The organism is Rhizobium sp. RM (assembly GCF_013390595.1).
Classification (GTDB): domain Bacteria; phylum Pseudomonadota; class Alphaproteobacteria; order Rhizobiales; family Rhizobiaceae; genus Agrobacterium.
Genome location: NZ_JACAWV010000007.1, coordinates 607,818 through 619,503 on the forward strand (window position 1 = coordinate 607,818; position 11,686 = coordinate 619,503).

An 11,686-nucleotide genomic window follows, 5' to 3' on the forward strand; every position below is an offset into this window, starting at 1 on the left:
GCGTCTTCCCGGATATCTGCATCATGCTGTTCCCTCTTTTTGTTTGCCCCTGGGCCCCTGCCCAGTCGAAAAAGAGGATGCAGATTTCATGCCAGTTTGTATGAAACTATAATTTCATGTTGATTATCATTATGTTAATAGAGAATTTCGATAAATGGCGCGCAATTGCGCAATATAACAAGTTGATGAAAATCTAAGCTGCGCAACAAGCATTTGCCGAAACAAGCAGCCATTGCGATGTCGCACGTTGCTTTAAACCTCACACCGGACAACAGACTGGCATGGATAAACGCCGCAGGCTGTTCTGATGGCGACACCGAAGCCTCATCCGTTTTCACTATATTGCGAACATTCCCGAAATCGGGTGCGTCACGACAGAAGTGCCAGCGGCATTTCTTCACGCACGGCAGAAGAAACCAGTTGGATTACCAAAGGTGAGCACGCTAAGTTCACGCGCTGTTTCAGGGGACTCAAAGGAGACAAAATTGGCTACAGGTTTGATTGCGCTGCTCGATGACATAGCTGCTATTGCAAAGCTTGCCGCCGCTTCTCTTGATGACGTTGCTGCACAAACGGCAAAGGCAAGCGCAAAGGCTGCGGGCGTCGTCATCGACGACACAGCCGTTACACCTGCTTATGTCATCGGACTTTCGCCCAAAAGGGAGCTGCCGATTATCTGGCGGATCACGCTCGGCTCGCTTCGTAACAAACTCATATTTCTGCTGCCGATCTGCTTGTTGCTGGGATATTTTGCACCTGCGCTCATCACACCGCTCCTGATGGTTGGCGGCGCCTATCTTTGCTTCGAGGGCGCAGAAAAACTGCATGAATATTTTGGCGGCCACGACCACTCCGTTGACGAAGCCGCAGCTGCAACCATTGATGCCGCAGAACTGGAAACGCAAAAGGTAAACGGTGCCATCCGCACCGACTTCATCCTCTCGGCCGAAATCATGGCCCTGACCTTGGCAGGCGTCTCCACATCCGATCTTTATACGCAGGCGGCCGTTCTGGCAGCCGTCGGCATATTGATAACCGTTGCAGTTTACGGCGTCGTCGCATTCATCGTCAAAGCCGACGATATTGGGCTACACTTGGCTGAAAACGGCCCCGGCTTCATGAAATCGTTCGGTCGAGGCCTCGTGAAAGGGGTCCCCGTCTTCCTGACCTGGCTTGCGGCCATAGGAACCGCCGCAATGTTGTGGGTCGGCGGCAGCATTATCATTCACGGCCTGGCAGCGTTCGGACTGCACCAACCGGAGCACTTTATCGAACATGCCGCAGAAGTCGCCGCAAATGCCATTCCCGCAGGTCATGGAGCAGTAAACTGGCTCGTTTCAGCACTCTTCCAGGCTTTGCTCGGCATTGCTGTCGGAGCAGTGGTCATTGTTTTCTACCGAGTCTGGAAGAGCCTGCGGAAATGACCCGAGATCATTCTTCCTGTTGAGCTGCGAGGCTCTCGCGCGTTGGCGCAGCCGTCAAGCGATCATCGCCATCCGTGTGGGAATTGCGGCTTGATCCGTTGATGTTGCGGCGAATGATCTGACGAACCTTATACTTCATCAGTGCCGCATTCACCTCTGCCCCCAGCATGAAGATAACCCCCACCATATAGAGGAACACCAGAACGACCATGACCGAGGCAAGGCCCGCATAGGTGGCAGCGTAATTGGCGAAGGTGGAAAGATAATAGGCGAAGATCGCCGCGCCTATTGCCCAGAACAGCACCGTCAGGAGAATGCCCGGCCAGACGTCCCAGATGCGACGTTTGCCCGCAGGAAGCCACAGATGCGCCGCGATAAGTCCCACGATCAGCATGAAAACCGTGCCGTATAAGCCGAGGCTCGAGACAGTGTTGAGAATATCCGTCAGCCACGGAAAGCGCTGTTCGGCAAGTGATGTAGCCACCGGAACCGCAACCAGGACAATGCTGATACCGGCAAACACGATAACAGCAATCAGAACGTAAAACAGACTGAGCAGACGCGTCACATACCACCAACGCGTCTCCGAAACCCGGTAGGCGCGGTTCAACGAAATTCGCAGCGCCTCGACGCCGTTCGATGCAAAGTAGGCCGCTGCCAGAACAGACACAGTCAACAGGCCACCACGCGGTATGGTCAAGACCTGTTGGACCTGCGCAGCGAGCGGCGCAGCGATCGTCTCCGGCCATATATCAAAGATCAGATGCACTGCCGTTTCCGAAAACTGGTCGGCACCGAGAAAGCCGGCAAGTGCCGTGCCGAAAATCAGGAAAGGGAACAGTGCCAGCAGAATGGACAGTGCCATGTGGCTCGCCATGGCCCAGCCGTCATCCTCGGTAAAATGGGAATAGGCGTCGAAGGCAACCTTGCCTGCCAGGCGTACTGCGGCAACCATGTCACCTCCACTCATCCGCAATTCAATTGTAACTCTTTCCCGAATATGGGAAATCAGCTTCGTTTTGTACAGCGCACAAGCCCATCATTCGGTTCCCGAAATGCACAGGCTTTCACTCAAAGCAAATAGCCGTGCCCGAACATCGAGGGCAAGTTTCATTCGAAATCCGGAGCATCCGATGTCCGAAAAGCCCGTCATCATCATCACCGGATGCTCCTCAGGTATCGGTGCTTATTGTGCTGGTGCATTGCATCGCGATGGTTGGCGGGTTTTCGCAACAGTCCGCCACATCGTCGACATGGCCGCGCTGGAAAATCAGGGCATTGAAACCCTCATCATGGACTATACCAAGCCGGAGACGATCGCAGCTTTGGTCAAGACAGTTGCGGAAAGAACCGGAGGGCGCATTGACGCGCTTTTCAACAACGGCGCCTATGGCCAGCCGGGCGCCGTGGAGGATTTGCCGGTTGAAGCGTTAAGGCGGCAGTTTGAGACCAACGTCTTTGGCTGGCACGACCTGACCCGCCAGGTTATTCCCTTCATGCGCAAGCGAGGCCAGGGCCGCATCGTGCATTGCTCGTCCATCCTGGGGTTGGTTCCGTACCGATACCGCGGGGCATATACCGCCTCCAAATTCGCCATCGAAGGCCTCGGGGTCACGTTGCGTATGGAGCTTCAAGGCAGCGGCATTCATGTCAGCCTGATCGAGCCGGGACCAATTGCCTCGAAATTTACGGCAACGGCGCTTGCTCACATCAAGGATAATATCGATCTCGAAAATTCCGCTCACGCGGCGGAATACAAACGCCAGCTTGCGCGGATGGACGGATCGGGACCAGTCAATCGCCACAAGCTCGGCCCGGACGCCGTCTACCATGTGTTGAAACACGCCTTGACCGCCGCCAATCCCAAACCCCATTATCCCGTCACCGTTCCAGCCAAGCAGGGTCTGCTGCTGAAACGGCTTTTGCCTGCCGGATTGTTCTACCGTCTGCTGCGCAGGTTCGATTGAGGAGGAACACCCCGTATGTCCGGTTTCACCACCGTTCTCGCCCTGATTGTCATGGGCCTCGTTGTCATCGTGCTGATAAAGGGGCTCTTCAACATGCTGAAAGGTCAGGATGCCAACCGCTCAAACAAGCTGATGCAGCTTCGTCTTCTGCTTCAGGCTGTTGCCATCGTCCTCATCATGCTGACGCTTTGGCTGACAGGTGGTGGCCGTTGACATGGTGAAACTCAACAAGATCTATACCCGTACCGGTGACAAGGGCACAACGGCACTGGTATCGGGACCGCGCCGTCTCAAGCATGACTTGCGCGTTGAAGCCTATGGTACGGTCGACGAAACGAACTCCTCCATTGGTGTCGCACGCCTCTATACGAAGGACATGGCGGATGTCGATGCGATGCTGTTTCGCATTCAGAACGACCTTTTCGACCTGGGCGCCGATCTTGCCACGCCGGAAACAAGTGAGCCCCCCGCCTGGGAGCCGTTACGCATCGTCGAAAGCCAGGTGACACGCCTGGAAAACGAGATCGACCAGCTCAATGACAAGCTTGAACCGTTGACCTCCTTCGTATTGCCGGGCGGCAGTGCGGCAGCCGCACATCTGCATCTGGCACGCACCATCTGCCGCAGAGCAGAAAGGCTGATGGTTGAACTGTCCGTTAGCGAAAACGAAACTGTTAGCGCGGCAGCCATCAAATATGCCAACCGTCTCTCGGATTTCCTGTTCGTCGCCGCGCGCTATGCAAACGATACCGGCAAAGCCGATATCCTCTGGGTCCCCGGCCAGAACAGATAAAATCGAACGGGTGCAAATACGAAGGGCCTTCGATGTTCATACCGCTGCACGATGCGAATGCGCTCAAGCACATCCGCCTGCAATACGTGACGATTGGCTTGATTATCGTCAATGTCCTCGTCTGGCTGTTCACCGGCGTATTGGCAAGCGAAACGGAGGCAAATGCCGCAACCCTCGGCCTTGGCTTCATCCCGGCCGTTGTCTTTGACTACGCTTACCTGGAACCTGCCCTGCAAATCGTGCCTGATGACCTGACGGCAGTTACCTATGCATTTGTGCATCTGGATTTCTGGCACCTTGCTGGCAACATGTTGTTTCTCTGGGTGTTCGGCGACAATGTCGAAGATGCGCTCGGCCATCTTCGTTTTCTGATTTTCTACCTTGCCTGCGCCATCGCCGGCGCGCTGTTTCACGGCATGGTATCACCGATGTCTCAGGGACCGCTGATCGGCGCATCCGGTGCAGTCTCGGGCATTGTCGCTGCCTATTTCCTTCTGCACCCCAAAGTACGCGTTTGGGTGCTGGTGTTCATGCGCATTCCCCTGCCCCTGCCCGCGTTCGTTCCGCTGGCACTCTGGATCGGTCAGCAATTCCTGATGCTGGTCCTCGGACTGGAAGAAAACGTGTCGTGGGGCGCCCATGTAGGCGGCATAATTGCTGGCGCAATTCTGGTGGTTTTTTTACGAAGACGCGGCGTTCCACTGTTTGATCGCACCATTGTTCCACCGAGGGCGGCACAATTCAAAAATACGTCGCAAACGACAGAGTCGCCATGGTCGAAAGGCCAGTATGACGGAACACATTGAAAACAAGCCGAACGGATAAAGTATTTACGTGAACGTCAACGTAAGATATGCCTGATACGCATGTGATAATGATCATTGTTCCGTTGTATTTGCGGGAAAAATGCTTATCCATGACGCCAACCTGTTTTTGGAGGTCCTGCAGGGCTGATGTCTTGCGGACAGGAGTTTAAGGAAGGACGCAATGAAAATCCTCGTACCTGTTAAGCGCGTAGTCGACTACAACGTTAAGATCCGCGTCAAGGCGGACGGTTCCGGTGTAGAACTTGCGAACGTCAAGATGTCGATGAACCCGTTCGACGAAATCTCGGTCGAGGAGGCTCTGCGCCTGAAGGAAGCCGGCAAGGCGGAAGAGGTTGTGGTTGTTTCGATCGGCCCTGCCAAGGCGGAAGAAACGCTGCGCACGGCGCTCGCCATGGGTGCTGACCGCGCCATCCTGATCGAAACCGACGAAACGGTCGAGCCTCTAGCCGTTGCCAAGCTTTTGAAGGGCGTTGCCGAAGCCGAAGCGCCAGGCCTGGTGATCCTCGGCAAGCAGGCAATCGACGACGACAGCAACCAGACCGGCCAGATGCTGGCAGCCCTGCTCGGCTGGGGCCAGGGCACCTTCGCCTCCAAGGTTGCGCCGTCCGATGGCAAGGTTGCCGTGACCCGTGAAGTCGATGGCGGTCTGCAGACGGTCGAGCTGACGCTTCCCGCTGTTGTCACCACGGACCTTCGCCTCAATGAGCCGCGTTACGCATCGCTGCCGAACATCATGAAGGCCAAGAAAAAGCCGCTCGACAAGAAGGCTCCGGCCGATTTCGGCGTCGACGTTTCGCCGCGCCTCAAGGTTCTGAAGACAGAAGAGCCGGCTGGCCGCAAGGCTGGCGTCAAGGTTGGTTCGGTTGCTGAGCTTGTATCGAAGCTCAAGGCCGACGGCGTCCTCTAAGGTTTCGGAAAAGGGAGATTACATTATGGCCATTCTTCTTCTGGCAGAACACGACAACACCACCCTTTCCGACCAGACGGCAAAGACCCTGACGGCTGCAACGCAGATTGGCGGCGACGTCACCGTTCTGGTTGCCGGTTCCGGTGCCAAGGCCGTTGCCGATGCGGCAGCCAAGCTTTCCGGCGTCTCCAAGGTCCTGCTGGCTGACGACGCGTCCTATGCCAACCAGCTCGCAGAGCCGCTCGCCGCGCTGATCCTGTCCATTGCTCCGGCCTATGACGTCATCGTCGCTCCGGCCACCGCATCCGCCAAGAACGTTCTGCCGCGTGTTGCAGCCCTTCTCGATGTTGCACAGGTTTCGGAAATCATCGAAGTCGTGTCGGCTGACACCTTCAAGCGTCCGATCTATGCCGGCAACGCCATCCAGACCGTTCAGGCAACCGACGCCAAGAAGGTGATCACGGTCCGCCCGACAGCATTCGCCGCTGCCGCAGACGGCGGCTCGGCTGCCGTCGAAACCGTTGCAACGGCTGCCAACCCTGGCGTTTCGTCGTTTATATCGGATGCACTTGCCTCTTCCGATCGTCCGGAACTGACTTCTGCCAAGATCATCATCTCCGGCGGTCGCGCACTGGGTTCGGCGGAAAAGTTCAAGGAAGTCATTCTTCCGGTTGCTGACAAGCTGGGTGCGGCGGTTGGCGCATCACGCGCTGCAGTCGATGCCGGCTACGCGCCGAACGACTGGCAGGTCGGCCAGACCGGCAAGGTGGTTGCGCCGCAGCTTTACATCGCCGCAGGTATCTCCGGTGCAATCCAGCATCTGGCCGGCATGAAGGACAGCAAGGTCATCGTTGCCATCAACAAGGATGAAGAAGCGCCGATTTTCCAGGTTGCTGACTACGGCCTCGTTGCAGACCTGTTCGACGCCCTGCCGGAACTCGAGAAAGCTCTCTGATAATTACCATCCGCAAAGCGGCGCGTTTTTGAAACGCGCCGCTTTCGCTTTTCCGGCGATATGCGTAACATCGCCACGATAACAACAGACAAATTCTTGCGAGGAGAAACGCCAATGTCCGCCCCATTTAAGAATATCGGTGTCATTGGAGCCGGTCAGATGGGTTGCGGCATAGCACATGTTTCTGCCATCGCCGGCTACAAGGTCCATATCTACGACCTCGCCAAGGACCGGATCGAAGCGGGTCTTGCCACAATCAACGGCAATCTAGCGCGCCAGGTCTCCCACAACAAGATCAGTGATGATGCCCGCAAGGACGCACTTTCGCTGATCTCGGGATCGGACGACATCAACGACCTAGCGGCAATGGATCTGGTGATCGAGGCTGCCACCGAGAATGAGGAAATCAAGCGCAAGATCTACGCGAAGGTCTGCCCCGTCCTCAAGCCGGAAGCCCTGCTTGCCACCAACACATCTTCGCTTTCGATTACACGTCTTGCATCCGCAACAGATCGCCCGGAACAGTTTATGGGTATCCACTTCATGAACCCGGTTCCGGTCATGAAGCTTGTCGAACTGGTACGCGGTATCGCGACGGACGAGAAAACCTTCAACGTCGCAAAAGATTATGTGCGCTCGCTCGACAAGGCGATCACCGTTGCAGAAGACTTCCCTGCCTTCATCGTCAACCGCATTCTGCTGCCGATGATCAACGAAGCGATTTATACGCTTTATGAAGGTGTCGGCTCCGTTGAAGCCATTGATACCGCCATGAAACTTGGTGCAAACCACCCGATGGGTCCGTTGCAGCTTGCCGACTTCATCGGTCTCGATACCTGTCTGTCTATCATGCAGGTGCTGCATGACGGTCTGGCCGATAGCAAATACCGCCCCTGCCCACTGCTGGTGAAGTATGTCGAAGCTGGATGGCTCGGCCGCAAATCCGGCCGCGGTTTCTACGATTATCGCGGCGAAACACCGGTTCCGACCCGCTAACCCGTTATGGCAATATCAACAGTGGGGCGCCGCCCCACTGCCTTGGCACTAGGGTCCATGTTGGCGATTATTTTGCGGCAGATACCAGCGCCTTGGCATCCTCGCTGTCCCAAGCGGCAGGGCCATTCATCGCAGCAAGCAGGCAGCCGTTTCCGTCGAGTATAAGCGTCGCTGGCAAACCGAAAGCCAGCCCTTCCTTCTTCAGTACATTGAACACGCCCATCGAGCTGTCGCGATAAAGCTTGAGCGCATCGATGTTGTATTCGCTCATGAAAGCGTTCGGCTTGTCATCGCTGCCCGTGTCGATATTGACGGCGACGACCTCGAAATCCGGGCCACCCTTTTCTTTCTCAAGCGCATTGAGCGCCGGCATCTCCTCACGGCATGGGACGCACCACGTCGCCCAGAGGTTGAGGAGCACTGTTTTGCCGCCGAGATCGGCAAGTGTCATGTCCTTGGCTTCGGGGCCCTTGAACGACAAGGGAATAACGCGAGGCTTGTCGGTTGCCGACATCGCCGCAACCTGCCCTTTCAGGAAGGGTTTCAACGAGGCTATCCGGGTTGAGGCACCTTCACATAAACCGGCGTCTGCCACCGCTGCCACTTGAACCTCGCTCTCAGACCCAATATGCCTGAACGCGACCACGCCTGCGCCACTCAAAACACCGGCAACGGCAGCAATTGCAACCAATCTGGCGGAAGGAAGCCTCAGCGGCTTTTTGTCTGTCATCAAATACTCCAGGGCACGCACGATATGGCTGATGGTAACGACACGAAATCCTCCAACCAGATGTGGGGCGGACGCTTCGCCTCCGGCCCGTCAGCCATCATGGAAGAGATAAATGCCTCCATCGGCTTCGACAAGAAGCTTTACGCCCAGGACATCCGCGGCTCTATAGCGCACGCCACCATGCTGGCGGAAAAAGGCATTATTTCGCGTGAAGATAAAGACAAGATCGTCGACGGACTGAACACAATTCTGTCAGAGATCGAAGCCGGTACCTTCGAGTTCTCCCGCAAGCTCGAAGACATCCACATGAACATTGAGGCGCGGTTGGCGACGCTGATCGGTACGGCCGCCGGACGCCTGCACACGGCGCGTTCGCGTAACGACCAGGTCGCACTCGATTTCCGCCTTTGGGTAAAGGAAGAGCTTCAGAAGACCGAGGGCATGCTGACCGCGCTGATCGCGGCCTTCCTCGATCGTGCCGAAGAACATGCCGACACGGTGATGCCGGGCTTCACGCACCTGCAGACCGCGCAGCCCGTCACGTTCGGCCACCATTGCATGGCTTACGTGGAAATGTTCGGTCGCGACCGCGCCCGTGTCCGCCATGCGATCGAACATCTGGATGAGAGCCCGATCGGCGCTGCGGCTCTGGCTGGCACCGGCTATCCGATCGATCGCCACATGACGGCGAAGGCGCTCGGCTTCCGGGAACCAACCCGCAACTCCATCGACACCGTATCCGATCGTGACTTCGCGCTCGAATTCCTGTCGATCGCTTCGATCTGCGCCACGCATCTGTCGCGTCTTGCCGAAGAGATTGTCATCTGGTCCACACCGCAGTTCGGTTTCATCCGCCTGTCGGACGCGTTCTCCACCGGCTCATCCATCATGCCACAGAAGAAAAACCCGGATGCGGCAGAACTGGTGCGTGCCAAGACTGGTCGTATCAACGGGTCACTGATCGCGCTCCTGACCGTCATGAAAGGCTTGCCACTGGCCTATTCCAAGGACATGCAGGAAGACAAGGAACAGGTTTTCGACGCCGCAGAGAGCCTGGAACTGGCGATTGCCGCCATGACCGGCATGATCCGTGATCTGGAAGTCCGCAAGGATCGCATGCGCGCCGCAGCCGGTTCCGGTTACTCCACGGCAACTGACCTCGCCGACTGGCTGGTTCGTGAAGCGGGCTTGCCCTTCCGCGATGCCCATCATGTCACTGGTCATGCCGTCGCACTGGCGGAACAGAAGGGCTGTGATTTGGCTGATCTGTCGCTGGAAGACCTGCAGGCTATCAACCCGGCCATCAACAAAGGCGTCTTTGACGTTCTGTCCGTTGAGGCCTCTGTCGCAAGCCGCACCAGCTTCGGCGGCACGGCACCTTCGGAAGTGAAGAAACAGATCACCTTCTGGCGCGGCCGCAACTGATAAATTCACGTTACGCTGCCATCAAAAGAAACAGGGTGCACAAGCGCCCTGTTTTTCGTTATCAGAGACGCACATATTTCTTTGGACCGGGCCATGCTTTCAAAAAACGCGCGTAATCTCATCGTTCCCATTGGCATGACGCTGGCCGTCAGCCTCGCCCTTTCCGCTTGCGGCCGAAAAGGCGAAATCGATCCGCCGAGCACGCCGGTGGAAATGCGTAACAAGCGCGCCGCTGACGGAACGGAGACCAAACCGGCAGCGACCGAACGGCCATTCATTCTCGACAAGCTTCTCTGACGGACAGATAACCGTGAATCATTTTGGTTACATCGACGGCGTGTTGCACGCCGAAAACGTGCCCGTGCCGGAAATCGCCAAGGCGGTCGGCACACCATTCTACGTCTATTCGACAGCGACGCTCGAACGCCACTACAAGGTGTTTTCCGGGGCTTTCGCCGATGTCGACGCCATGGTCTGTTATGCCATGAAGGCCAACTCCAACCAGGCCGTTCTGAAGACGCTGGCGAAGCTTGGAGCCGGCATTGACGTGGTGTCCGGCGGTGAACTACGGCGCGCACTGGCGGCTGGCGTTCCAGCAAACCGCATCATGTTCTCCGGCGTCGGCAAGACGGTCGCCGAAATGGACTATGCGCTTTCCGCAGGCATTTACTGCTTCAACATCGAGTCCGAACCGGAACTCGAAGTGCTGAATCTGCGTGCTATCAAAGCCGGTCAGAAAGCGCATGTTTCCTTCCGCATCAATCCGGACGTCGACGCACGCACCCACGCCAAGATTTCTACCGGCAAAAAGGAAAACAAGTTCGGCATTTCCTACGAGCGGGCCCGAGCCGTCTACGCTCACGCCGCAACTCTGCCCGGCATCGATGTCACCGGCATCGATATGCATATCGGCAGCCAGATCACCGAACTTCAGCCCTTTGAGGATGCTTTCCGGCTTTTGCGCGAACTGGTTGAGACATTGCGTAGCGATGGCCACACGATCAGCCATGTCGATATCGGTGGCGGTCTCGGCATTCCCTATCGTGAGGACAACAACCCTCCGCCGCTGCCGGACGCTTATGCCAATATCGTCAAGAACGAACTGAAAAGCCTCAATTGCAAGATCGTGACTGAGCCAGGACGCCTAATCGTCGGCAATGCCGGCATCCTGGTAACCGAAGTGATCTATGTGAAGGATGGCGGAGAAAAGACCTTCGTGATCGTTGATGGCGCGATGAACGATCTCATACGCCCTACACTCTACGAGGCTTATCACGGCATCCGCCCTGTGGTGCAGCCGGCAGCCGACACAGCACGGATCAAGGCTGACATTGTCGGGCCCGTGTGCGAAACCGGTGACTATCTTGCGCTCGACCGCGAGATGGCGGCACCGCAGCCTGGCGATCTCATCGCTGTCAGCTCGGCCGGCGCTTATGGCGCAGTTCAGGCAGGAACCTACAATTCCCGTCTGCTGATCCCGGAAGTGCTGGTGAAGGGTGACAAGTTCCATGTCATCCGCCCCCGCGGTACCTATGACGAGCTGATCGCACTCGACTCCGTGCCCGATTGGCTGGACTGACCTCGGCTTGCGATCACAATTGAGCGAAACTGCCTAAAAAATGGGGGCGAGCGTCCGCTTGCCCTCGTCTTCGCCATAAAGAA

The 11,686-nt window shown here is 56.8% G+C and carries 13 protein-coding genes; 11 read left to right on the top strand and 2 right to left on the bottom strand.

Annotated features, from left to right (window positions below):
* Nucleotides 1-485: 485 nt before the first annotated feature.
* The gene (locus HWX89_RS07295) at nucleotides 486-1,424 is read left to right on the top strand and encodes a DUF808 domain-containing protein (RefSeq protein WP_138792146.1); all 939 of its coding nucleotides are present in this window, start codon (nucleotides 486-488) and stop codon (nucleotides 1,422-1,424) included.
* Between the two features lie 7 nt (nucleotides 1,425-1,431).
* On the opposite strand, the gene HWX89_RS07300 is transcribed toward HWX89_RS07295, so the two are convergent.
* On the bottom strand, nucleotides 1,432-2,379 hold the full coding sequence (locus HWX89_RS07300) for a YihY/virulence factor BrkB family protein (protein ID WP_246705101.1): 948 nt from the start codon (nucleotides 2,377-2,379) through the stop codon (nucleotides 1,432-1,434).
* A gap of 178 nt (nucleotides 2,380-2,557) precedes the next feature.
* On the opposite strand from HWX89_RS07300, the gene HWX89_RS07305 reads away from it, so the two are divergent.
* The 7 genes from HWX89_RS07305 (at nucleotide 2,558) to HWX89_RS07335 (ending at nucleotide 7,869) form a co-directional block, all read left to right on the top strand.
* A complete protein-coding gene (locus tag HWX89_RS07305; protein WP_138792145.1) occupies nucleotides 2,558-3,391 on the top strand; it encodes an SDR family oxidoreductase in 834 nt (277 codons plus the stop codon).
* A 15-nt stretch (nucleotides 3,392-3,406) separates the two neighbouring features.
* Nucleotides 3,407-3,604, top strand: a complete 198-nt coding sequence (locus HWX89_RS07310; protein WP_138792144.1) for a twin transmembrane helix small protein — start codon at nucleotides 3,407-3,409, stop codon at nucleotides 3,602-3,604.
* 1 nt (nucleotide 3,605) lies between these two features.
* Nucleotides 3,606-4,184, top strand: a complete 579-nt coding sequence (locus HWX89_RS07315) for a cob(I)yrinic acid a,c-diamide adenosyltransferase (RefSeq protein ID WP_138792143.1) — start codon at nucleotides 3,606-3,608, stop codon at nucleotides 4,182-4,184.
* Between the two features lie 32 nt (nucleotides 4,185-4,216).
* Nucleotides 4,217-4,990 (top strand): rhomboid family intramembrane serine protease, encoded by a 774-nt coding sequence (locus HWX89_RS07320; RefSeq protein WP_138792142.1) that lies wholly within the window; start codon nucleotides 4,217-4,219, stop codon nucleotides 4,988-4,990.
* Between the two features lie 181 nt (nucleotides 4,991-5,171).
* The gene (locus tag HWX89_RS07325; RefSeq protein WP_138792141.1) at nucleotides 5,172-5,918 is read left to right on the top strand and encodes an electron transfer flavoprotein subunit beta/FixA family protein; all 747 of its coding nucleotides are present in this window, start codon (nucleotides 5,172-5,174) and stop codon (nucleotides 5,916-5,918) included.
* 25 nt (nucleotides 5,919-5,943) lie between these two features.
* The gene (locus tag HWX89_RS07330) at nucleotides 5,944-6,873 is read left to right on the top strand and encodes an electron transfer flavoprotein subunit alpha/FixB family protein (protein ID WP_138792140.1); all 930 of its coding nucleotides are present in this window, start codon (nucleotides 5,944-5,946) and stop codon (nucleotides 6,871-6,873) included.
* Between the two features lie 114 nt (nucleotides 6,874-6,987).
* Nucleotides 6,988-7,869, top strand: coding sequence for a 3-hydroxybutyryl-CoA dehydrogenase (locus tag HWX89_RS07335; protein ID WP_138792139.1), 882 nt, complete (start codon nucleotides 6,988-6,990; stop codon nucleotides 7,867-7,869).
* 67 nt (nucleotides 7,870-7,936) lie between these two features.
* On the opposite strand, the gene tlpA is transcribed toward HWX89_RS07335, so the two are convergent.
* Nucleotides 7,937-8,599 (bottom strand): thiol:disulfide interchange protein TlpA, encoded by a 663-nt coding sequence (tlpA, locus tag HWX89_RS07340; protein ID WP_138792138.1) that lies wholly within the window; start codon nucleotides 8,597-8,599, stop codon nucleotides 7,937-7,939.
* A 24-nt stretch (nucleotides 8,600-8,623) separates the two neighbouring features.
* On the opposite strand from tlpA, the gene argH reads away from it, so the two are divergent.
* From argH to lysA, 3 genes are all read left to right on the top strand, one after another.
* Nucleotides 8,624-10,024: an argininosuccinate lyase gene (gene argH / locus HWX89_RS07345; protein ID WP_138792137.1), complete on the top strand. Its 1,401-nt coding sequence runs from the start codon at nucleotides 8,624-8,626 to the stop codon at nucleotides 10,022-10,024.
* Between the two features lie 93 nt (nucleotides 10,025-10,117).
* Complete coding sequence (locus HWX89_RS07350; RefSeq protein ID WP_138792136.1) at nucleotides 10,118-10,321, top strand: hypothetical protein; 204 nt, start codon at nucleotides 10,118-10,120, stop codon at nucleotides 10,319-10,321.
* 13 nt (nucleotides 10,322-10,334) lie between these two features.
* Entirely contained in the window at nucleotides 10,335-11,603 is a 1,269-nt protein-coding gene (gene lysA, locus HWX89_RS07355) for a diaminopimelate decarboxylase (RefSeq protein ID WP_138792135.1), read from the top strand.
* The last annotated feature ends 83 nt before the right edge of the window (nucleotides 11,604-11,686 follow it).